General features: G+C 56.6%; 19 protein-coding genes. 9 read left to right on the forward strand and 10 right to left on the reverse strand.

What is annotated here, in order from left to right:
• The first annotated feature begins 230 nt into the window (after nt 1-230).
• Nucleotides 231-467 (forward strand): DUF2970 domain-containing protein, encoded by a 237-nt coding sequence (locus VGC62_RS09830; RefSeq protein WP_331186884.1) that lies wholly within the window; start codon nt 231-233, stop codon nt 465-467.
• Here the strand turns inward: VGC62_RS09830 and VGC62_RS09835 are convergent.
• Nucleotides 420-1,556, reverse strand: coding sequence for an ABC transporter substrate-binding protein (locus tag VGC62_RS09835; protein ID WP_331186885.1), 1,137 nt, complete (start codon nt 1,554-1,556; stop codon nt 420-422). The genes VGC62_RS09830 and VGC62_RS09835 overlap by 48 nt on opposite strands.
• Nucleotides 1,557-2,098: 542 nt before the next feature.
• On the opposite strand from VGC62_RS09835, the gene VGC62_RS09840 reads away from it, so the two are divergent.
• Nucleotides 2,099-3,757 carry a nitrite/sulfite reductase gene (locus VGC62_RS09840; RefSeq protein WP_331186886.1) on the forward strand — a complete coding sequence of 553 codons (1,659 nt, stop codon included), beginning with the start codon at nt 2,099-2,101 and terminating at the stop codon, nt 3,755-3,757.
• The gene (locus VGC62_RS09845; RefSeq protein WP_331186887.1) at nt 3,741-4,235 is read left to right on the forward strand and encodes a DUF934 domain-containing protein; all 495 of its coding nucleotides are present in this window, start codon (nt 3,741-3,743) and stop codon (nt 4,233-4,235) included. Before VGC62_RS09840 ends, VGC62_RS09845 begins: the two co-directional genes overlap by 17 nt.
• An 85-nt stretch (nt 4,236-4,320) precedes the next feature.
• Here the strand turns inward: VGC62_RS09845 and VGC62_RS09850 are convergent, their stop codons facing one another.
• Both VGC62_RS09850 and sohB read right to left on the reverse strand, forming a co-directional pair.
• Entirely contained in the window at nt 4,321-8,022 is a 3,702-nt protein-coding gene (locus VGC62_RS09850; RefSeq protein ID WP_331186888.1) for an NEL-type E3 ubiquitin ligase domain-containing protein, read from the reverse strand.
• Between the two features lie 228 nt (nt 8,023-8,250).
• Nucleotides 8,251-9,285: a protease SohB gene (sohB, locus tag VGC62_RS09855; protein WP_331186889.1), complete on the reverse strand. Its 1,035-nt coding sequence runs from the start codon at nt 9,283-9,285 to the stop codon at nt 8,251-8,253.
• Between the two features lie 204 nt (nt 9,286-9,489).
• On the opposite strand from sohB, the gene VGC62_RS09860 reads away from it, so the two are divergent.
• From VGC62_RS09860 to VGC62_RS09885, 6 genes are all read left to right on the forward strand, one after another.
• A complete protein-coding gene (locus VGC62_RS09860) occupies nt 9,490-10,200 on the forward strand; it encodes a histidine phosphatase family protein (protein ID WP_331186890.1) in 711 nt (236 codons plus the stop codon).
• Between the two features lie 54 nt (nt 10,201-10,254).
• Nucleotides 10,255-10,572: an SCP2 sterol-binding domain-containing protein gene (locus tag VGC62_RS09865; protein ID WP_331186891.1), complete on the forward strand. Its 318-nt coding sequence runs from the start codon at nt 10,255-10,257 to the stop codon at nt 10,570-10,572.
• Nucleotides 10,573-10,772: 200 nt separating this feature from the next.
• On the forward strand, nt 10,773-11,840 hold the full coding sequence (locus VGC62_RS09870) for a phosphotransferase family protein (protein ID WP_331186892.1): 1,068 nt from the start codon (nt 10,773-10,775) through the stop codon (nt 11,838-11,840).
• Nucleotides 11,841-11,870: 30 nt separating this feature from the next.
• Nucleotides 11,871-12,638 carry an SDR family oxidoreductase gene (locus tag VGC62_RS09875; protein WP_331186893.1) on the forward strand — a complete coding sequence of 256 codons (768 nt, stop codon included), beginning with the start codon at nt 11,871-11,873 and terminating at the stop codon, nt 12,636-12,638.
• A 160-nt stretch (nt 12,639-12,798) separates the two neighbouring features.
• Nucleotides 12,799-13,935, forward strand: coding sequence for a Gfo/Idh/MocA family oxidoreductase (locus VGC62_RS09880; RefSeq protein WP_331186894.1), 1,137 nt, complete (start codon nt 12,799-12,801; stop codon nt 13,933-13,935).
• A 225-nt stretch (nt 13,936-14,160) separates the two neighbouring features.
• Nucleotides 14,161-14,940: a TSUP family transporter gene (locus VGC62_RS09885; protein WP_331186895.1), complete on the forward strand. Its 780-nt coding sequence runs from the start codon at nt 14,161-14,163 to the stop codon at nt 14,938-14,940.
• Here the strand turns inward: VGC62_RS09885 and nudC are convergent.
• The 7 genes from nudC to VGC62_RS09920 all read right to left on the reverse strand — a co-directional run bounded on the left by nudC (nt 14,908) and on the right by VGC62_RS09920 (nt 23,582).
• On the reverse strand, nt 14,908-15,744 hold the full coding sequence (nudC, locus tag VGC62_RS09890) for an NAD(+) diphosphatase (protein ID WP_331186896.1): 837 nt from the start codon (nt 15,742-15,744) through the stop codon (nt 14,908-14,910). The genes VGC62_RS09885 and nudC overlap by 33 nt on opposite strands.
• Before the next feature lie 86 nt (nt 15,745-15,830).
• On the reverse strand, nt 15,831-16,643 hold the full coding sequence (locus VGC62_RS09895; protein ID WP_331186897.1) for a crotonase/enoyl-CoA hydratase family protein: 813 nt from the start codon (nt 16,641-16,643) through the stop codon (nt 15,831-15,833).
• A gap of 259 nt (nt 16,644-16,902) precedes the next feature.
• Nucleotides 16,903-17,280, reverse strand: coding sequence for a response regulator (locus VGC62_RS09900; RefSeq protein ID WP_331186898.1), 378 nt, complete (start codon nt 17,278-17,280; stop codon nt 16,903-16,905).
• 154 nt (nt 17,281-17,434) lie between these two features.
• On the reverse strand, nt 17,435-18,616 hold the full coding sequence (locus VGC62_RS09905) for a hybrid sensor histidine kinase/response regulator (protein ID WP_331186899.1): 1,182 nt from the start codon (nt 18,614-18,616) through the stop codon (nt 17,435-17,437).
• Nucleotides 18,610-19,227, reverse strand: a complete 618-nt coding sequence (locus tag VGC62_RS09910) for a chemotaxis protein CheB (protein WP_331186900.1) — start codon at nt 19,225-19,227, stop codon at nt 18,610-18,612. The genes VGC62_RS09905 and VGC62_RS09910 overlap by 7 nt, the downstream gene beginning before the upstream one ends.
• On the reverse strand, nt 19,224-20,045 hold the full coding sequence (locus VGC62_RS09915) for a protein-glutamate O-methyltransferase CheR (protein ID WP_331186901.1): 822 nt from the start codon (nt 20,043-20,045) through the stop codon (nt 19,224-19,226). The genes VGC62_RS09910 and VGC62_RS09915 overlap by 4 nt, the downstream gene beginning before the upstream one ends.
• A 48-nt stretch (nt 20,046-20,093) precedes the next feature.
• Nucleotides 20,094-23,582 (reverse strand): response regulator, encoded by a 3,489-nt coding sequence (locus VGC62_RS09920; protein ID WP_331186902.1) that lies wholly within the window; start codon nt 23,580-23,582, stop codon nt 20,094-20,096.
• Nucleotides 23,583-23,661: the final 79 nt, after the last annotated feature.

Raw genomic sequence — 23,661 nt, forward strand, 5'->3', positions numbered from 1 at the left:
ACAGGCGAAGAAGATGGTGGGTGAGTCGGTCTCGATCTACAACGGCGAGCGACCGCACCTGTCTTTGAAATACAAAACGCCCGATGCGGTGCATCGGGCGTTGGGATGAAACAGGTGTAAACCTATTTCAGGACTAGACACACACCAACATAAATATAGTTTTAACGGATCACAGATCCCCCTTGTGCGACTCAGCTATCCTGCAAAGACACCACCGCACGGGAGGATCTATGCAAGAGCCATCCAAACCCCAACACAATCAACCCGAAGGCAGACCACCCACGTTCTGGCAAATGCTGCACAGCGTCATAGCAGCAGCCTTCGGCGTGCAGAGCGGGAAAAATCGTGCCCGCGATTTCACCCACGGCAAGCCCTCGCACTTCGTATTCATGGGCCTGCTGTTCACCCTTGTCTTCGCACTAGGGCTGTTTGGCGTCGTGCAATTGGTCATTCATTTCGCGACCTGACATACCCGGCGCAATAGGCGAGAACGGTGAGTCGACTCCCGGCGGACTGTGGCGATGAGTGAACTGGCGAACATCGATGCCATAGTCATCGCGCTGATTGGCTTCGATGTAGTGCAGGGCATCTCGGCGTTCCATGATCCGCATCGCTCTGACTTGAAGCGAGCCTATCGGCTGGCGGGTTGCTGGGTCGGCCTGATCGTAGTCATGCAACAGCACCAGGGCCCAACCACCCAACGTGAAATGGCCGCCTACCACCACGTTGAGACGCCCCTCCAACTGCGCTTGTAATGCCTGCGTCGAATTATTGATCGAGGCGAACAACACGTCTTTGCCCGGTTGCTTGCCAAGCTCCTGCACCGCATCCATCGCGCCAAACGCCATCAAGTCGTTGGCGGCCCATATCAAGCGGATATCGGGGTAGCGTTTGAGCAGCACGCGCGCCTGTTCTTGTGCCCGATCCCGACGCCAGCCGCCGAGCACGATCTGTCGCAAGCGTACTTGAGGACTTTCGGCCAACGCCCGGTACAAGCCCTGCTCACGTTGCAACGACACGGGCGTGCTGTTAGTCGCGGAAAAGGCCAGCATCTCGGTCGTCTGCCCTGCTGCAACATGCGGCAACTGCGCAATCAGTGATTTCGCGGCCAGGTAACCGCCCTCCTCGTCGTTCGCCACGAGACTGCCCAGAAAATCAGGGTAACGCTCGCCAAGATCGCCGAGAATTTCCAGCTGGGTGACGGTGAAGGTATTGTTGACGGCCATCAGCTTGACCCCGCTGCCAACCGACAGACGCAGGATTTCGGGGGCGACATTTAGCTCATTGGAAAAAACCAGATAGTCGGGACGATGGTTACCCTGTAGGGCTTCGCGTGCATAACCGAGCAGCGTACGCGTGTCGCGGTCGGTGTAACGCACCTGCAGCGAGATGCCCAATTTGTCGGCTGCCGACTGCATGAAACGCGAGTAGCTTGACCAGTATGGGTCAGGAGCAGATCCGGGGTTGAGAAACACCACAGAAGCGGCCCACGCACCGCTCCACCACAGGCTGCCTGCGATCAACAGACAGCTGGAAAATACCCGGCGTACACACATCGGACTCGTTGACCTCAAAGTATGAACGTCGCAGATCCGACCCTCTAATACTTATCGGCCTGTCAGGGAAGAACTTGTACCCGGCAGCTTTGCTGCAACGGCGCTACTGGTGGCTGACCCAGAACACTGCTGTCCCCACGACGAGAATGATGATGAAGAAGATGGCCCAAGCATCGACATGGCTGTCGGACTTGGCAATTTTAGGGTGATTACTCATTGCATCGCCTCTTGTCAGTTCTTATTGGTGATTGCAGATGAAAGCGACCGACGCGATTGACCTCGGCCCGGTACTGAGTAAAGTCGATGCTTGTCCATATCACAAGTGTGGTTAAGACGAGTGACAGGCCCATTTAGCACTTTTAGTTCTTTACATATATCCAAACTTCACTTTTGCGCATAACTAAAAACGAGTATCTTCCACCGGCTCCGTTGGGAGTGCGCGGCCGTGCGCGCAGATTTGTTTAGCGGTCTGAAAGAGCAGGCGACAACGCATCGCATTTCAGCCCGCTCAAAGCAGTGAACCGCCTGAGAACAGGACCACCATGTACGTATACGACGAGTACGATCAGCGGATCATCGAGGACCGCGTCAAGCAGTTCCGAGATCAGACCCGCCGCTACCTGGCCGGGGAGCTGAGCGAAGAAGAGTTCCGCCCGCTTCGCCTGCAAAACGGCCTTTATATCCAACGCTTCGCGCCCATGTTGCGTGTCGCAGTGCCCTACGGCCAATTGACCTCACGTCAGACACGGATGCTGGCGAAGATCGCCCGTGACTACGACAAAGGCTACGCACATATCAGCACCCGCCAGAATGTCCAGTTCAACTGGCCTGCCCTGGAAGACGTCCCCGACATTCTTGCTGAGCTTGCCACCGTGCAGATGCACGCCATTCAGACCAGCGGCAACTGCTTGCGCAACGTCACCACCGACCAATTCGCCGGTGTTGCAGCCGATGAAGTAGTAGACCCACGTCCATGGTGTGAAATCGTTCGTCAATGGACGACCTTCCATCCGGAATTCGCCTACCTGCCACGTAAATTCAAGATCGCGATCAACGGGTCTGCAACTGACCGTGCGGCCATCGAAGTACACGACATTGGCCTTGAGCCGGTACACAACGCTGCCGGCGAGTTGGGCTTTCGCGTGTTGGTGGGCGGTGGGCTGGGTCGTACCCCGGTGGTCGGCGCCTTCATCAATGAGTTCCTGCCCTGGCAAGACCTGTTGAGCTACCTCGATGCCATCCTGCGGGTTTACAACCGCTATGGTCGTCGCGACAACAAATACAAGGCCCGGATCAAGATCCTGGTCAAGGCGCTCACGCCTGAAGTCTTCGCCGAGAAGGTCGAGGCAGAAATGGCCCACCTGCGCGGCGGCCAGACCACGCTGACCGACGCCGAAGTGCATCGCGTCGCCAAACATTTCGTCGACCCTGAATATAAAGCGTTGAGCGACTACAGCGCAGAGCTGGCGCAGCTCGACAAAGAGAGCCCGGGCTTCGGCCGCTGGCGTTCGCGTAATGTCCTGGCGCACAAGAAGCCGGGGTATGCCGCCGTCACCCTGTCGTTGAAACCCACAGGGGTGGCACCGGGTGATGCAACCGACAAGCAACTGGACGGCATCGCCGACCTGGCTGACCGTTACAGCTTTGGCCAACTGCGCACCTCACACGAGCAGAACATCATTCTGGCCGATGTCGAGCAAAGCCAATTGTTCACCCTGTGGGGGGAGTTGCGCGAACTAGGTTTCGCCACGCCGAACGTCGGCCTGCTGACCGATATCATCTGCTGCCCTGGCGGTGATTTCTGCTCGCTGGCCAATGCCAAGTCGATCCCGATTGCCGAATCCATCCAGCGCCGCTTCGACGACCTGGATTACCTGTTCGACATCGGCGAACTGGACCTGAACATCTCCGGCTGCATGAACGCGTGCGGCCACCACCACGTCGGTCATATCGGCATTCTGGGCGTGGACAAAAAAGGCGAGGAGTTTTATCAAGTGTCATTGGGTGGCAGCGCCAGCCGTGACGCAAGCCTGGGCAAAATCCTTGGCCCCTCGTTCGCGCAGGATGTCATGCCGGATGTGATCGAAAAGCTGATCGACGTCTACGTTGAAAAACGCACTGAAGACGAGCGCTTCATCGACACTTACCAACGGATCGGCATCGACCCTTTCAAGGAGCGCGTCTATGCAGCGAATCATTAAGAACAACCAGGTTATTGACGAGACCTGGCACCTGCTGCCCAAGGACGCCACGTTCGATGGTTTGTCCAACTGCGACGACCTGATCGTGCCACTAGCGCTATGGCGCGAACACGCCCACGCGCTCAAGGCCCGTGACGGCGGCTTGGGTGTGTGGCTGGACAGTGATGAAGAAGCCGAAGAAATCGGCGACGACGCCAACCAGTTCCAGGTCATTGCCTTGAACTTCCCGGCGTTCACCGACGGCCGCAGCTTCTCCAACGCGCGTTTGCTGCGTGATCGCTATGGCTTCAAAGGCGAGCTGCGGGCAATCGGGGATGTGTTGCGTGACCAATTGTTCTACATGCACCGTTGCGGCTTCGACGCCTTCGCGATTCGCGCTGATAAAGACCCGTATGAAGCCCTTGAGGGCCTCAAGGATTTCTCGGTGACGTATCAGGCGGCAACCGATGAGCCGCTGCCGTTGTTTCGCAGGCGATAACGGCGAAGCCCGCTTCATTGGGCAAACCGGCATCGATGATCAAAAAGCCCGGGCTGATGAATGTCAGCCCGGGCTTTTTTATTTATCAAGACACACTGTTGGCCCGCGGACCGTTGGCCAGTTCGGCCTGCGTCAGTTGTCTCATCAGGGTCGCTTCACTCTGAATCTGTTGTTGCTTGACCCATTCAACATCGACCATGTAGGTCCCGTCGCGCATGAATGGCTTCTGATCGTACAGATGGTCCATTTTCTCGTGAAAGGGCTTGTTCGTAGCGGCGAACTCATCCTCGTACGTCTTCTTCAGATAATCGACCCAAAATTCCCTGAAAATGGCGTACTCGATGAGTGCGGCATCGGTCTCAGCCGCTAACACCTCAAGACGCGCAGCTTCGATGAGCTCGTTACTAACACCGGCTATTTGGGGGAATTTCATGCGTTTGACATTGATCGGCAACTCAAGACTTTCAGCCAACCCGATACGATAGGCCAGCACGACTTCGATATCCTCCTCAAAGCTCAATGAGCCTGCCGGCCTTGCGCTAGCATCGAGGCGAGCAATGTTATCGACGTGCTCCAAACGAGAAAGCCCTCGTACCAGCTTGAGCAACTGGTGACTCTCATCCCCGTCGACTGCCAACGATTTTGCTTTGTTCAGCAGCACTTCGAGCTCCATGTTGCCGAATATCATAGTGACACCGTCAACACAGGTTTCAGGTCTGCTCGCCATGCCTATCAGGCGCAAGCGCAGGGCCTGATCCTCGGCGCCCGCTTCCAGCACTTGCCAGACTCGATGCGCCACTGATTCAGGGGTAAAAGCAAAGTCTTCGGATTGGCGCAGGCGGTTGATGACGTCAAAGAATTCGGCGGACTGTGGCTCCTGCTCAAAAATGCTCCAGGCGGACCTGCGCGCCGCATTGACGGCATCAGATGTCGCCTGCTGCAGCCAGACCTGCATCCCACTCGTGGGAGCAGGTGTCATGACGTTCCTGAGCAAACGACGAAGAGTTGGCAGGCTCAACGGATTGCCATCGAGTAACCCACGCCGCACATTCAAGGGTATTTGGTAGTAGGCCTCCGGCAGACTGGTTATCTGATTACTGCGTAAATCCAGACAGTTCAAGCCCTCCAGGGTGCATGCGCCTTCGGGCACTGCATCAATCCCGGTATTACGTAAAAGTAGGTTAATCAACCGACGCATGGGCGTGACGTCCAGCAAAGGGCCGATCGGATTACCATTGAGATTCAGCATCCTCAGCGTCTGGATTGCGGTAAGGGTGCGTACCGAGTTCGGACTCAGGACAATCTGATTATCTGCCAACATCAACCGCGTGAGCCTCGGCAGATCACTGACGCCCTCAGGCACGCTCCTCAGAAAGTTACCTTCCAGCTTCACCCAGCGTGCATTGGAGCACTTGCGAATCAAGGCACTCGCCGAGCGTTCAGTGATCGAGGTGCGCTCAAGATTGATAAGGGTCACGTGACTGAAATCACCGGGCAGCTGCGGCAAGCGGCTGATCTTGATTGCGCTAAAGTCGAGCTCGTAGCCACCAAAGTAGCCGGCGGCTGCTTGATCAGTGACGGGTGTCTCCCTGCGCCAACAGCGCTTGATGATGTCGGCAACCTGTCGCTTGGCTACCCGACTGACCATTATTGATCGCTGGGCGCTCACCTGCACCAACTCCGGCGGTGCCGCCACCCATATTCCGAGTGTGCGACTCAACGCGTCATACTCTGTTGCCAGTCGGGCCAGCTGGATTTCGATCGAGGTGCCAGTGGCTTTTAGCTCGTTAATGACGCCGATTATTTCCTCACGGGACAAGTTTGGGTAAAGCGTTTTGACCTGCGCGCTCAACGCTGCTTCTCGCTCAACGCCAAGGCTGATAGATGTTGGCGCCTTACGGGTACCTCCACCTTTCAATCCATGCAGATCAATATCCCAATGGCCGTCGGCACCAGGCTTCACATACGGGCCCGGTTTGCCATCCTCTGTAATAACTCGCCAGCTCCTCCCTGATTTAGAGCGGCGAATACGGTACCCCTTGTCAAAGAGCTTCAGGAAATAGCTATCGCCATGGCCGTAGAGGTTGAGGTCAAGGTTGCCATCAGCGTCACGGACGTTGGGTAGCCCCTGCCAAGCCTCGGGGGGTGCTTCGAACGCCCTCAGCGCACGTCTGAACGGTGGCTGAAGCGACCTTAAATTGGGCGGCTCATAATAATGCCCCGATGCTGAAACAAACGGGGGCGGCATAACAACTGGCGTGTGCTCGACAGAAGGCGCCATTGGCGCATCGGTGCCAACGAGTCCGGCGGACTCTGCGTCTTTGCCAATATTACCCAGCGCAGCAACGCCCGCCGCGACTTTCTCGATCACAAACGGCAAGGCATTCAGCACACCGAACTCAATCCGTCCCAAAGCGATCTCGCGTTCCTTCAGCGTTTTTGCCTCGATAAGTTGATCAGCCCCCAGGCCGATCAACGCCGTGGATAACGCAACGAGTACGGGTATCGCTTCAGGCGCCACCATGGCGACAAAACCCACCAGCAACAGGCTGTTGCTTACACCCTTGGCGAATGTCTCCTTGCGATAGTCGCCCTGGGTGCTGAACATGCTGATCGCATCGCTATCGAGGCGTTCACGCAGGCTGTTATACAGAAAGACAAACGGATCCCCGACGATCCTGGGACCTGCTCGTACGATATGACGCGGCGGCCAGGTGCCGGTAGCGCCATTGAGTATCCGGGGATACGCCGCCAGACCGTCCAACGCTGTATGCAAACCGCTCAGAAGCAGCCCATCACTGTCATCGACCTCCTTGAAATGCCCCTCCAGTGCCCGGCGTTTGCGCAGATCCCTGCATTGCTCACCGATCCAGTCCTTAAGGCTGTCTTCATTGCCGAAGCTATGAATGGGTGAAGAATTGCCCGGGATGTAGAGCAAGATCCGCCCGGTTTGGGTGTCCTTGATCATCAGTATGTCGCTGGAGGTGTAGCGATAGATCATCAGCATTGACACCTCGACGCCCTTCGGGAGGACCACTGGCGCGCTCAGTTGCGCAGGGGTCAAGTCTTCCCACGCCTGCGAAGGCGACAGACCGGCAGCCTTCATTGCCAGGTATTTATCCTGCTCTTGAAGGCTGTTTTCCGCGACCTGGGTAAACGCGGACTTAATAAAAGACGCCCTGCCCAGCACAGGATAGAACCGCGCGTGTTGTATCCAGAAGTTCTGCAGGTATGCCTGGTACTTCGTACGTAGATTTTGATCCCAGATAAATTTTTTGAAATCGGCAGCCGCGACATCCACATGTGTCAGCGCATCATAAGTTTGCGGCTCGTGCTTTCGATACAGTCCCTCATAAACATGGGTGGTGTAAAACACATTGAGTTTGTCGACAATCCTGAAGTCAATCCCCCCTTTGCGGTAGGGGTCCAGGCGACTCAGGCCGAGCAAGCTACCATCACCATTTTGCTGCCAATTGTTCAACATCGCCTGGGTCAGACTTAAGGCGTGCATCAATGTGGCGGGGTATGGGGCCTCGCTGGGCGGAGCGCTATAGGCCAGCGTGGCAATGACGATTGCGTCGGGATCAAGCTGTACCTTCCACTGGGCTTTAGCGTGGTCAATGATCACATCGCGGGCATACGTTGCCGGAGGTTTTACGACTGCTCCATGTTGTGCGAAAAACAAATCCATTATGGCATTGACTGAGTGTGAAGCATTATCTGGAGTACGGGTGGATTCGAACATAACCATATCCTTATGGTGTCTTGAAAAACCCAGCTTAACCAAACAATTATCCGATACCGCCCCAAATATTTAATAATTAAACCGAATGCCCCTCCAGGAAGATAAATTTAAATACTACATATATAACGCACATAGAGATAAAACATACGCGGTACGCTTTTAATCAAACGCAGGCAGGGCAAACGCAGCATACCCCTTAACGAATCGGGCCTTGGACTGTTAAAGGGTTAAGTCTGACGGGTGACGAGCGCCACCCGCGCCGAGTTGTGGTTACCAGAAACGCTGTTGAGTCAAACGCGCCCACCAACTGGTCACCAACCGATCCACCGATCCCGTCGCCGCCAGCCCGACACGCTCTTGCAAGCTCTTGCGCTCGGCGTAATGCAAGTGAAATACATCCGCCGTCCTGGCCCGGTCGGACAGATATTCATCGCTGGTCTTCAACTCATCGACCAACTGCTTGTCCAGTGCCGCCATGCCTAACCAGATTTCGCCTGTCGCCACTTCATCGATCTGCAACTGGGGGCGATAGCTGGCGACGAAGTTTTTGAACAGCTCATGGGTGATGTCCAGGTCCTGCTGGAATTTCTCACGGCCCTTCTCGGTGTTTTCGCCAAACACAGTCAAGGTGCGTTTGTACTCACCTGCGGTCAGCACTTCGAAGTCGATGTCGTGTTTTTTCAGCAGACGATTAACGTTGGGCAATTGAGCAACCACGCCAATCGAGCCGAGGATTGCAAACGGCGCGCTGATGATTCGATTACCGATGCAAGCCATCATGTACCCGCCGCTGGCTGCCACCTTATCAATACAGATAGTCAACGGAATGCCCGCCTGACGAATGCGTGCCAGTTGCGAGGATGCCAGACCATAGCTGTGGACCATGCCGCCGCCGCTTTCCAGTCGCAGGACCACTTCATCCTTGGGCGTGGCGAGGGTCAGCAGCGCAGTGATTTCGTGGCGCATGCTTTCAGTGGCCGACGCTTTGATATCACCATCGAAATCCAACACGTAGACCCGGGATTTACCGTCAGCTTTTTGCTTATCCTTCCTGGCCTCTTTCTTCAGCGTCTTGGCTTGCTCTTTACGCAACATCTTGAGCCGGTTCTTGTCGAGCAACGATTGTTCCAGGCGCTCGCGCAGCCCTTTGTAGAACTCATTGAGCTTGACCACATGCAACTGACCGCCGCCGCGGCGGCGCCCTCGGCCGCGCATGGACGCAATGGCGACCAGAACAACGACGATTGCGATCACCAAAGTGACCGTTTTGGCCAGAAAGCTGGCGTAATCAGCGAAAAACTCCACAGATGCTCCTTACAAACATGCCGAACCCTGGGAGCAGGGTCGCGAATGGATCAAGCATACCGGCGTGCCTTGCGGCGAGCCAGTCACAGTGCAGTCAGGACCATGACAAATAACGATTCAAACAAGCGTATGTTTTTTCATTGACAGACCCTAAGCCGTCCTCATAACCTCCCAACACTTTCACCGTACCCGGACGACGCGGACGTGGGCAGCATCTACCTGATACGACATGGCCAGGCCTCCTTTGGTGCAGACGATTACGACGTGCTGTCGCCCACCGGTTTTCGCCAGGCGCAAGTGCTCGGCGCGCATCTGGTTGCTCTGGGCCTGAGCTTTGATCGCTGCATCGCTGGCGACCTGTTTCGTCAGCGACACACCGCCGAAACCGCATTGGCACAGTTCACTCAGCAGGGGCAACCAACGCCGATGCTTGAAACTGATCCTGCGTTCAACGAATTCGACGCTGAGGCAGTGATTCGCGCGCTGTTGCCCGCTATGCTGCCCGACGAGCCCGAAGCCCTCGACGTGATGCGTAACGCCGGACACAACCGCGCTGAATTTCAGCGTCTTTTCGCACTGATCATCAGCCGTTGGGTTGGCGGTCAACACGATACGCCTGGGCTGCAAAGCTGGCTGGCGTTCGCCGCTCAGGTCAAGTCCGGCCTCGACAGCGTTCTCGACAGCGCAAGGCCCAACGACCGTATCGCCGTGTTCACCTCCGGCGGCACCATTACCGCCCTGCTTCACCTGATTACACAAATGCCGGTCACTCAGGCGTTCGAACTTAACTGGCAAATCGTCAACACCTCGCTCAACCACCTGAAGTTTCGGGGGCGCGAGGTGTCACTGGCTTCCTTCAACAGTCACGCACACCTGCAACTGATGAAGGCGCCGGAGCTCATCACGTATCGCTGAGCCCGGCCAATAGCACCTGCAAGGTGCCAGCAATCACACTAAAAGGACTCCACCATGACTTCCGTAGCCGACGCCGTTCAATCCATGAAAGCCAAGTTCAACCCAAGTGCCGCTGCGGGCCTGGACCTGGTCTTCGGTTTCAATATCACCGACGAAGACAAGCACTACTCGCTGATCATCAAGGACAGCACCTGCGACCTGCAAGAAGGTGAAAACCCTGATGCCAACGTGACGCTGGTCATGGACGCCGAAACCCTTAAAGGTATCGTCAGTGGCGAAACCGACGGCATGCAGGCCTTCATGGCCGGTAAGCTGCGCGCAGAAGGCGACATGATGCTGGCAATGAAACTAAGCGAACTGTTCCCGGTTTAAGCACCGCACGATCGACAAAGAACCGAAGCCCTGCGGCTTCGGTTTTTTTTGCTCTATTGTTTTGTCCAACAGCAATCAAAGCGGTTGATCAACCTGTAACACGCTGACCTATAACGCTGGGGGCGGCTTGCGACCTTAGGCAGCGCCACATTAGATTAGTCAATGATCCTGGATAGCTATAATAGACAGCAGGAATAAACATGACGCTCACCGACCAGTCCACTCAGGTTCGATCCGGCGAAGAACTCGACGCCGCTCTGATCGACCCTTACCTCAAATCCCACATCCCAGGGTTAAGCGGCGCTCCGGTTATCAGCCAGTTTCCGGGCGGTGCCTCGAACCTGACCTACTTGCTGAAATACCCTGAGCAGGAGTTTGTTCTGCGTCGCCCGCCATTCGGCCAAAAAGCCAAATCGGCCCATGACATGGGCCGCGAATACCGCATCCTCAACCAGCTCAAAGAGGCCTTCCCGTACTGCCCAAAAGCCTATGTCCATTGCACAGACGACTCAGTGATTGGCACCGAGTTCTATGTGATGGAGCGGGTCAACGGCATCATCCTGCGCTCTGAACTGCCAGCGCAGCTGAACTTCGACGCGCAACAGACCCAAGCCCTGTGCAAGAGCTTCATCGACAAGCTGGTGGATCTGCATCAAGTGGATTACGTCGCCTGCGGCCTGGGTGATCTCGGTAAACCACAAGGCTATGTCGAACGGCAGATTCGCGGATGGACCGAGCGTTACGAAAAGGCTCGTACCCCGGATGCACCGAGTTGGGAAACAGTTGCAGCCTGGCTCGATGAGAAGAAGCCCGCAGATCACCCAACGTCGAGCCTGGTACACAACGACTACCGCTTCGACAACGTGATCCTGGACCCACACAACCCCATGCAAATCATCGGTGTGCTGGATTGGGAACTGACAACATTGGGCGATCCCTTGATGGACCTGGGCAACAGCCTCGCCTATTGGATTCAGGCCGATGACCCTGCTCCAGTGCAACTGATGCGTCGCCAGCCAAGCCACGCGCCAGGCATGCTCACCCGCGAGCACTTCGTGGCGTACTACGCTGAACGCTCGGGCATTAGTATTGATAACGTCGACTTTTACTACACCTACGGACTGTTCCGTCTGGCGGGCATCGTGCAACAGATCTATTACCGGTTTTTCCATGGCCAGACCCAGGACAAACGCTTCTCGCAGTTCATTCAGATGAACACACTGCTGGAACACATGGCCTTGCAAGTGATTGGTCGATCCCAGCTCTGACTCCGATTGCGACACCATAAGGAAGACAACATGTCCAAGACCCAACTGTTCGACCTTGACGGCAAGATTGCCTTCGTTTCCGGCGCCAGCCGTGGCATTGGCGAGGCCATCGCCAAATTGCTGGCCCAGCAAGGCGCACACGTGATCGTCTCCAGCCGCAGGATCGAGGGTTGCCAGCATGTGGCTGACGCCATCATCGCCGAAGGCGGCAAGGCCACCGCCATCGCTTGCCACATCGGCGAGATGGAACAGATCACCAGCGCCTTCGCACAGATCCGCGAGCAATTCGCCCGCCTGGATATTCTGGTCAACAATGCCGCGACCAACCCTCAATTCTGCAACGTGCTGGACACTGATCCGGGCGCCTTCCAGAAAACTGTCGATGTGAACATCCGCGGCTACTTCTTCATGTCTGTAGAAGCCGGCAAACTGATGCGCGAACATGGCGGCGGCAGCATCATCAACGTGGCATCGATCAATGGCGTGTCGCCGGGTGAATTCCAGGGCATCTACTCGATCACCAAAGCAGCAGTGATCAACATGACCAAGGTGTTTGCCAAGGAATGTGCGCAGTTCGGCATTCGCTGCAATGCGCTGCTGCCAGGATTGACCGACACCAAATTCGCCTCGGCGTTGGTCAGTAACGAAAAAATCCTCAACACCGCGTTGACGCATATCCCGCTCAAGCGCGTGGCGGCGCCGAGTGAAATGGCCGGTGCTGTGTTGTACCTGGCAAGCGAAGCGTCAAGCTATACGACGGGCGTGGCATTGAATGTGGACGGTGGGTATTTATCCTGATCGGCTGCCCCGGTTATCCGGTCGACACTAAATCCGTTGGATATCCTCAAGCCCCGCTCCCTGAGGCGATACTGAGGTTTTTCTGCTGGAATAACGATTCCATCCAAAGTCCTCAGCGAATACATTTTGCGCATAACAACAGGCCTTCAAGGACGCTGTCATGCGCAAATCTCTTCCTGTATTGGGCATCGGCCTGATCGGCACCGGCTTCATGGGCAGGGCCCACGCCATGGCCTTTCACAACGCTCGCTCGACCTTCAGCCTCCCGGCGCAGCTCAAACTCGTGGCCCTCGCCGATGCCGACGCTGCACGAGCCGAGCAATGCGCGCAAAGCTGGGGCTTCGACCGCAGTCACGCTCGGTGGGAGCGACTGATCAACGATTCTGATGTCCATCTGGTGGCGATCACCACGCCCAATCACCTGCACTTCCCCATGGCAATGGCCGCGCTTGAGGCCGGCAAAGCGGTGTACTGCGAAAAACCGCTGGCGGTGAGTCTTGAGCAGGCCAATCAGATGCAGTGCGCGGCCAAGGCTGCCGGTGTGGTAACGCGCGTGGGCTACAACTACCAGCACAACCCGATGATTGGCTTGGCACGGCAGATGATCGAAAGCGGCGAATTGGGGCAGATCATCAGCTTTCAGGGCGAGTTCAGTGAAGACTTCATGAGTGACCCGTTGTCGCCCTGGGCCTGGCGCTGTGACGCGGCCCATGCTGGCGGTGCGCTGGCCGACCTGGGCAGTCACCTGCTGGCGATGGCGCGTTATCTGCTGGGGGACGTTGAATCAGTCTGCGCGGACTCGCACACCGTGCATCGAAGGCGTCCGGCCTCGGCGGGTAGCCAGCAGTTGCGAGAAATCACCGTCGATGACCAGACCCATGCCCTGCTGCGCTTTGCCAATGGCGCGCGTGGCACGTTCAGCAGCAGTTGGCTCAAGCACGGGTACAAGAATCACCTGAGCATTGAGATCAGTGGCACCAAAGGCACGCTGGCTTTTGATCAGGAACGCTTGAACGAGCTGCGGGTGTTTCGCTCAGGTGCGTCAGGGCGCGACGGTTTTCAACGCTTGCTCGCAGGCCCGTCGCTGCCAGGCTACGCAGCATTCTGCCCGGCGCCGGGGCATCAGTTGGGCTACAACGAGCTAAAAACCCTGGAAGTGCATGCGCTGATCCAGGCGGTATGCGGCAAAGGTAATGACGGGCCTGACTTTGAAGAGGCGTGGCAGGTAGAACGGCTGGCGACAGCTATTAGAGTGGCGGCGCAGGAGCAGCGCTGGGTGGCGCTGAAGGAGTTTTGAATAGTCGCAGGGGTATTTCTCTGAAGAAGCAAACCGGTTCGCGAAACGGTTTACCAGACCAAGCCTTGCGCCAACAAGATCCCGTGTTTGCTGCGCGACAGCGCGGCTGTCCGGACGACCAGGGATCTGCGACAGGAAATGTGCAACCCACAAATGGACGGCTTACAGGTAGAATGCGCGCCTTCTGGACAGCCATTCTGCCCAACTGCCAAATAAGCCTTCTTCATGCCGTTCGAACTCAGTGTTGACCCCGCCACGCTGGTGGTGCTTGCCCTTGTCGCTTTCGTTGCCGGCTTTATTGATGCCATCGCAGGTGGCGGTGGGTTGTTAACCACACCTGCCCTGCTCACCGTCGGCTTGCCGCCGCATTTGGTGTTAGGCACCAACAAGCTCAGCTCGACCTTTGGCTCCGCGACCGCCGGGTTCACGTTCTATCGGCGCAAGTTGTTTCATCCGGCACAGTGGACGCGCGCGCTGATAGGCACCGCCGTCGGTGCATTGATCGGCGCGGTGGTGGCTCATTACCTGCCAGAACAATGGTTGAACAAGATGCTCCCGGTCATCGTGCTGGGCTGCGCTATTTATCTGCTGTTTGGTAAACCATCCAAGGCGGCGCTGAACAATGACGCACCGATCAAGACCAAATGGCAACTGCCACAAGGGCTGGGACTTGGTTTCTATGATGGTGTCGCCGGGCCCGGCACCGGAGCATTCTGGACGGTTAGCACCCTGTTGATGTATCCGCTGGACCTGGTGAAAGCCAGCGGCGTGGCGCGCAGCATGAACTTCGTCAGTAACGTCACTGCGCTGTCGATCTTCGCCTTCAATGGCCAGGTCGATTGGGGCATCGGCCTGAGCATGGGCGCAGCCTTGATGGTCGGTGCTTTTCTCGGCGCCCGGACAGCGATCAAAGGCGGCGCCAAATTCATCCGCCCGGTGTTCATCATTGTGGTGCTGGGGCTGACCGTGCGCCTAGTCTGGCAGCACTGGCTCGGGGGAGCCTGAGCGCTGGGCCAGATACAGATCGATCAGGTATCGCGCAATAGAACGACTCGCCGGTAACGGCGGCATGTCGTGAACGCTGAACCATTGCGCATCCTCGATTTCATCGGCCTGCGGCACGATTTCGCCGCTTTCATATTCAGCGTGAAAGCCCAGCATCATTGAATGAGGGAATGGCCAGCACTGGCTACCCTTGTACTGAATGTTCTTGACCTTAATCTGCACTTCTTCCATGACCTCACGGCGCACGCAGGCTTCTGCTGATTCCCCCGGCTCGGCGAAACCCGCCAGGGTGCTGTAGACACCGGTCACAAAGCGCGGCGAACGGGCCAGCAACACCTCGTCGCCACGGGTGATGAGCACGATCATGCTCGGCGAAATACGCGGGTAATAACGCAGATCGCAGTGCGCGCAATACATCGCCCGCTCGCCAGGCACTTGCACAGCGGGTCGTCCACAATTGCCACAAAAACGATGTTCGCGGGCCCAGGTGCTGATCTGCGCCGCATAACCGAGCTTGCGATAGATATCGGCATCATCGCCCAGCATGAACTGACGCAAGGTCTGCCAGCTCGTACCCTCGATCTGTACCGGTTTATCCAGCACCAGCAAGTACACCGGCTCACCGTCGAAATAGCCGATCCCATGCTCGCTGATAACGGGCAAATCCTGACGTCTGAGCCACTCCCTTGAAAACATCACGCCATTGCTGTCCAGCAAAAAACCCTGATTACTGTGGACCACGGCCATACCACCGGGCACCTGAATATCAAGGACGGCAGTACTCCAACGCCTGGGGCGCGTCATGAAAGAACTCCTCTTGTGCGAACCGACCGGGTCGAGGGCGACGGGTCAAACATCTGACCTTCGGTCATCGCAGGCAGGTTCGCGAGTCAGTTGTCGAAGACCGGCTTCTGTTTGCCCATGTGCGCAACCATCGCCAGCTTCAGATCAGTGGATTGCAGCATGCCAGCGTTCCATGTGGCAACGTATTCAAGGCCATCATCGATACTGTGATCACGCATGTAGCTGATCATGCGCTTGGTACCGTTGATCGCAATCGGCGATTTCGCCGCAATCTCCCGGGCAATCGCGAACACACCCTCCAGCAGTTGCGCAAGATCGGCAAACGTGCGATTGACCAAGCCAATACGTTGAGCCTCATCGGCACCGACATTGCGTCCGGTGTAGGCCATTTCGCGCATCATGCCATCACCGATGATTCGCGGCAGACGCTGCAGCGTGCCGACGTCAGCGGCCATGCCCATGTCGATTTCTCGGATAGAAAACAGCGCATCGTCTGCGGCATAACGCATGTCACAGGCCGAAATCAGATCGATTGCCCCACCGATGCAATAACCCTGGACCGCTGCCAGCACCGGCTTGCTGCATTGATCGACGGCGGTGAACGAGGCTTGCATCTGTAGAATCTTGCGTCGCAGCAGGCGTGCATTGCGACCCACATCCTTGCCCAACTCGTTGGCGACCGAGGCCAGCAGCATCAAGTCGATACCGGCCGAAAAGTGCTTGCCGGCACCGCTGATAACCACGACGCGCACCTCGTCGGTATTGTCCACCCACTTGAATATCTCGACGATTTCGCTCCAGAACGCCGCGTTCATGGCATTCACCTTTTCGGGGCGATTGATTTGCACGTGGGCAATGTGGTCGGTCACGTCGACATTAAAGGCGGTGTAGTCGGACACGGTCGCAATCCTTTGAATTCGTGGTTATCGGGGGGTTCAGGCGCAGGACTATAGCAAGCTCGAACCCCACTGCGCAGGCTACGGTTCGGCCATTTGACGGACAGTGCCGCCACCCCGGACAGCGCCCGTCGCCGTCGACAGGGCAATGCTTGGCTCCATCAAAAGCAACCGTTGGCATCGTTGGCCTGAACGATTGAACACACCGATGATAGAGGGCTCTGATCTTGGGCAATTGCGCCCTGCTGACAGGAACACGCGCTCAATTCAACAACCGCTGAATCTGCGACTGCAAGCTGGCCATGGTGAACGGCTTGGCCAGGATCGGTGCCTTGAACGCGATGGGGCTACCGGACTCAACGATTTCCGCCGGATAGCCACTGATAAAAATCACTTTCAATTCCGGCCGCAATTTGACGGCAGGCTCAGCAATCATGACCCCGGAAATGCCACCGGGCAGCCGATAGTCGGTAATCATCAGGTCCAAATGGGGCTTGGTCGCGAGAATTTCGAATGCCTGCTCACCGTTTTCCGCCTGCAACACCCGATAGCCCTCACCCGACAGAAAGTCGGCCAGCAGCATCAGAATCAGCGGTTCGTCTTCGACGATGAGGACGACATTTTCTGCATCAGAGCTCATTGGAACGCCTTTGATCTTATAAATGGCTGCCTGATACGACCATGCCCGTTGGCGTAGGTTGCGCGAGATTTCAGATAATCGTCGAACAGCTTCAGCCGACCGCGACAACCCATACTGGGAGCGTCTAGCCCCCGCCAGTTAGGGAAATAGGTCGTCAGAGCGGCAACGAGACGCGAAACAGCGAACCCTTGCCCTCCTCGCTCACGACCGTAATCGTGCCACCGTGAGCCTCGACAATCTGCTCGGAAATGAACAGCCCAAGCCCCAGCCCCGAGACCGCGTGATTGGCTGAAACCCTTTCAAACTGTTGGAAAATACGCTTCTGATTCTCCTCGCTGATGCCAATCCCGTTGTCCGCGACGTCAATCCGCGCCTCGGCGCCCTCGTTATAAACCGCCACATGGATCGGCTTGTGCGCGCCATAACGCAACGCATTGGTGAGCAGGTTCGCGATCACCTGCTCGATGCGAAATTCATCCCACACGCCGATGACCGGATCGTCGGCGCTCAAAGTCACGACACAATCGGCGGTCGCAATCTGCGCGGCGTAGCTTTCCACCAGATTGGTCACCAGTTCCGCAAGGTCGAACGGGCTAGTGCGTATGGACAGTTTGCCGGTGCGAATACGCGAGACATCGAGCATGTCTTCGATCAGACGAATCAGGCTCTGGATCTGCCGCTCATCGCGGTCGACCATGGCCTTGAGCTTGTCCATGGTGAACGCCGAGGCGTTGTCTTTGGCCAAGTGCAACTGGCGCAGTTGGGTTTCGAGAATCAGGCCATTGAGCGGCGTACGCACTTCATGGGACACAATGGACATGAAGTCGTCGCGCATGCGCACAGCATGTTCAAGCTCGTTCTGGGTCGATTGCAATTGTGTGAGTAACGCTTCCTGCTCCGTGCGCGAGCGTTCCAGTGCGTCGAGTTGCTGCTTAAGCGCCTTGCGCTGGCGATACAGATCGACGAAAACGTTGACCTTGCTTTTGACTGCATGAATGTCCAGCGGCTTGTGCAGGAAATCCACGGCGCCACTTTCGTAGCCTTTGAACGCGTAGTTCAGCTCACGCCCTGCCGCGCTGACAAATACGATCGGAATGCTTTTGGTCTTCTCGGTGCTGCGCATCAATTCGGCAAGCTCGAAGCCGTTCATGCTCGGCATTTGTACGTCGAGAATGGCCATGGCGAACTCATGTTCCAGTAACAACGACAGCGCCTCGTCGGCGGACAGCGCCTTGTACACCTGGCGGTCCTCGCGCTTGATCAGCGCTTCCAGGGCCAGCAGGTTTTCCGGCAGATCGTCGACGATCAACAGTTTGGCGATGATTTCACTCAGCATGCGGTTCGTTCCAGCTCGACAAGCAATTGGCCTATGTCGTGCAAAGGCAGTAGATAATCAGGGGTGTGCAGCGCCAGACCGGCTTCTGGCATGGCGCGCGCCTGGGCACTTTCGGGATTTTGCACCACCGTAAGACCGCCGACTTCCTTGATCCGCGCCAAGCCCCAGGCACCATCATTGTTCGCCCCGGTCAACAGCACACCCGCCAATCTGGGGCCGTACACCTCGGCCGCCGAATCAAACAGGATGTCGATACTGGGCCTGGAATGATGAACCCGCTCCTCCTGACTAAAAGACAAACTCAGGTCCTCCTCGATCGACAGGTGATAACCCGGCGAGGCGAAGTACAGCGTACCTGGCACCAGGGTTTCCTTGTCATCGGCTTCCTTCACAGGAATCGACAGGCGCGATTTGAATACATCGGCCAACTGACTCCGACGCTCTTGCGGCAAGTGCAATACGGCGATGATGGGCAATCGGTAGTCCTTGGGCAGTGGTGAAAAAATCTTCAGCAATGCCTCAACGCCGCCTGCCGAAGCGCCGACAACAATTGCATCGACAGCCGGCAACTGTGATGAGTCTGGGGCGACGTCAGGAAAGAATGTTTTCATGACTTACGGTAGATCCGCTCAGGTTTTACCAAGGGTTCGAACTGTGTGCTGTATGCAGAGAAGTCCAGCGTTTCCTTGCTGCCAAGCACCAAAAAACCGTGATAACACAGCGATTCGTGAAACAGCCCGAACGCCCTGTCCTGCAGCTTCTTGTTGAAGTAGATCAGCACATTACGGCATGAGATCAACTGAGTTTCGGAAAATACGCTGTCGGTCGCCAGGCTGTGGTCGGCAAACGTTACGTTCTCACGCAGGGTTTTGTCGAAAATCGCGTAGTCATAAGCCGCCGTGTAGTAATCGGAAAACAGCCGCTTGCCCCCGGCCTTCAGGTAGTTCTCATTGTAGGCACGGATATTTTCCATCGAAAATATCCCTTGCTTGGCCTTCTCCAGCGAACGTGGATTGATGTCGGTGGCGTAGATGATGGTGCGGTCGAGCAAGCCTTCTTCGCGCAACATGATCGCCATCGAATACACCTCCTCGCCAGTGCTGCAACCTGCAATCCAAACTTTCAGTGACGGATAGGTCTTGAGCAGCGGGACCACCTCATGACGGATAGCCAGCATGTGAGCCGGGTCGCGAAACATTTCACTGACCGGGATGGTCAGGAACTGCAACAACTGCATGAACGCCGAAGGGTCGTGCAGCACCCGTTCCTGCAACGCGGAAATGGTCTTGAGCTCGAATTGACGCAGGGCATGATTGACCCGTCGCTTGACCGACGCACCTGAGTAATCGCGAAAGTCATAGCTGTATTTCAAATAAATCGCTTCGATCAACAAACGCAATTCAATGTCAGCATTTCGCTCAAACGGCATCGACACAACCTGATCTGTCTATGAGAGTGGTCAATTGAGTCGACCCGTTCAAATACGTTCCATTTTTGGCAGCCACACACGGATCAGCGAAAACAGACGATCAAGGTCTATGGGTTTGGCCAGATAGTCATTGGAACCGGCCTGCAGGCAACGGTCCTGATCGTCCTTCATGGCCTTGGCCGTTACCGCAATAATCGGCAGCTTGCGCCAGCGCGGATCCTTGCGAATCTCAGCCGTCGCCTCGTAACCGTCCATCTCCGGCATCATCACGTCCATCAGCACCAGATCGATGTCCCCGACTTCATTGAGTTTGGCAATGGCTTCCAGGCCATTACGCCCCACTTCAACAATCGCGCCTTTGTGTTCCAAGGCGCTGGTCAGTGCAAAGATGTTGCGCACATCATCGTCCACCACCAGAATCTTGCGCCCCTCGAACACACGGTCGCGACTGCGGGCGGTCTTGAGCATTTTCTGCCGCTCGCTGGACAGCTGCGATTCGACCTTGTGCAGGAACAGCGTCACCTCGTCGAGTAGCCGTTCAGGCGAACGCGCGCCCTTGATGATGATGGTCCGCGAGTACTTGAGCAGCTCGACTTCTTCGTCGCGGGTCAGGTTGCGTCCGGTGTAGACAATGACCGGCGGGAACGCGGCGATCTCGTCCGTGGACATACGCTTGAGCAGATCATTGCCCAGCATGTCCGGCAATTTCAGATCGATGATCATGCAGTCGTAAGCATTGTCGCGCAGCAGTTCAAGGGCGTCCTGAGCGAAACCGACGGCCGTGATCTCGATGTCGTCATCGCCGATCAGACGCGAAATACTGTCACGTTGCAGGGCATCGTCCTCGACCAACAGCACCCGCTTGACCTTCTGCGTCAGCTTGGCCTCCAGGCGTGCGAACACATCCTTGAGTTCCTCGCGAGTGGTGGGTTTGACCGCATACCCTACGGCGCCCATTTGCATGGCCGCTTCCTGACGATCTTCGACAGAAATCACATGGACCGGAATATGTCGCGTCGCCGCTAACTCTTTAAGACGTTGCAACACGGTCAGGCCCGAGTGATCCGGCAAACGCATGTCCAGCAGAATCGCATCGGGAATAAATTGCGTGGCCAGCTCGAAGCCTTCGTCGGCCGCATGCGCCACCAGGCAGTGATAACCCAGCTCATGGGCGAGGTCATAGAGGATTTGCGCGAAACGCACTTCATCCTCAATCACCAGGATGCAGCGCTTGGTGAAAGGGGTTTTCTCGCGGTCGTCGGCGAAACGCGGCACCGCCGCGTAAACCGGCGGAGGTGGCGCAACGACAGCTGGCGCCGCCGGTGCAGCAATCGCTGGCGGCGCCACCCTATAGGTTTCACCCTGAGCAAGTTCTACATACTGCTCAGGCAGGATCAGCGTGAAAATACTGCCTTGGCCCGGCGCACTGGTCACAGTAATCGAGCCGCCCAACAGGCGCGCCAGATCCCGCGAAATCGACAGTCCCAGGCCCGTACCGCCATAACGCCGATTGGTGGTGCCATCGGCCTGGCGAAACGCCTCGAAGATACTCTCTTGTTGGTCCTCGGCAATGCCGATCCCGGAGTCGCGTACCGTGAATACAATGCCCTCGCCCGGCTGACGAGAGACGGTCAGGCTGACGGTACCCGCTTCGGTAAACTTGACCGCGTTGGACAACAGGTTCTTGAGGATTTGTTCCAGACGCTGGCGATCGGTATACAGCATGGTCGGGGCGCCAGCCTGCAACTCCACGGAGAATTGCAGGTGCTTCTCGGCCGCCAACGGTTCGAACAGCGTACGCAAGCCATCAACCAAGCGTGGCACGCTGCTGTTTTCCGGGCGCATGTCGAGTTTGCCGGCTTCGACCTTGGAAATATCGAGGATGTCGTTGATCAGGTTGAGCAAGTCATTGCCCGCCGAATAAATCGATTCAGCGAACTTGACCTGTTCTTCGGTCAAATTTTCCTGCGGGTTCTCGGCCAGCAACTTGGCCAGGATCAACGAACTGTTGAGCGGTGTGCGCAACTCGTGGGACATGTTGGCAAGGAACTCGGATTTGTACTTGCTCGAACGCTGCAACTCCTCTGCACGAGCCTCAAGCTCGATCTGGGCAATGCCCAGTTGTTCGTTGTTGCGGTCCAGCGCATCGCGTTGCTCTTCGAGGGCCTGGCTTTGCTCGGCCAGTTGCTCGTTGGTCTGCTCAAGTTCGGCCTGCTGGGTTTCCAGGTGAACCTGCGACTCCTTGAGGATCTGCGATTGCTCTTCAAGTTCTTCATTGGCGGTGCGCAACTCCTCCTGTTGCACTTGCAGCTCTTCGTTGAGCTGCTGGGTTTCGGCTAGCACCTCTTGCAGACGCTGGCGATAGCGAGCCGCTTCGATGGAGGTCCCGACGTTGTCGGCAATCAGCTTCATGAATTCGATGTCATGCGGGGTCAGGGCGCGCAGGAAGCCCAGCTCTATGACGCCGTTGACGTTGTCGTCATTGCTGGTTGGCACCACCAGCACGCTGCGCGGGGAACCCTCGCCCAAACCTGAACTGACTTTGAAATAGTCCTGCGGTACATCCTCCAGGGTGATTACCTGATCCTGCTCCACGGCTTTGCCAACCACACCTTCGCCGCTGTAGAACGATTGCTCCTGCATTTCTTGCTGACGCGAGAAACCGTAGGACGCCACGCGCACCAATCCACCGTGTTCCTGACGTACATAAACCGCCGCCACCACCGCGCCCAGATACTTCGCAAAAAACTGCAGTATGTTGCGCCCAAGCATGTTCAGCGTCAGTTGTCCAAGTACCCGCTCAGCCAGTTCGCTCTGGCCATTGCGCAACCAGGCCACGTGCTGCAGACGGGAAGCGATTTCTTCCTGTTTTTTCAGGTTATCAACGTAGGTCGTCGACAAGGCAACCATGTCGCGACGTCCAACCCAGGCCAGAATCGCACTGACGATCACGACGAAGATCAAATACAACGAAACCGACAAAATGGTTGTGCGGGTCACATCGGCGTTTCGTGACAGGCGCAGTTGATGCTCGACATTGACCGCCTGCTCGTATTCCTCGCGGATTTCATCGGTCAGATGCTTGCCGCGTTGCGCCTTAAATGCCCCTAGATAGTCACCGCCCTGGCGACGCAGCGTGATCATTTCCTGAGCAAAGCGATTCCAGTCGTCCTGCAACGCAGAGATCCGCCTGAAGCGGTCGACCTGAGGTGGATTGTCGGCCACTAACTCTTCAAGGTTCTTGAGCTCAGCCGTAATACCGGGCTTGGCCACCTCATAGGGATCGAGGAAACGCTCATCGCCGGTCAACAGAAAACCGCGCATGCCAGTTTCCATGTCCACCGACAGCTTGAGCGAGTGATTGACGTTGTTGATCACCTGATCGGTGTGCTCCACCCACTGAATGACCGACAGTAAATAAGTAATCAAAATAACGAAAAATGCAGCGCTCAGTACCCCTACCCCTAAAGGCAGACTGACGTTGCGTCCAAGCAGTTTGCGGAAACGCTGCTCATCGACAGTAGATGGATGGATCATCTGTAGGGCCCGCACCAATGGTCTAAACGTCGGAGTTTGCCGTAAACTTCAGTAAAAGACTCTGCTTTCTGACATATAA

The sequence above is a fragment of the Pseudomonas sp. genome (assembly GCF_036404235.1).
Lineage (GTDB): Bacteria > Pseudomonadota > Gammaproteobacteria > Pseudomonadales > Pseudomonadaceae > Aquipseudomonas.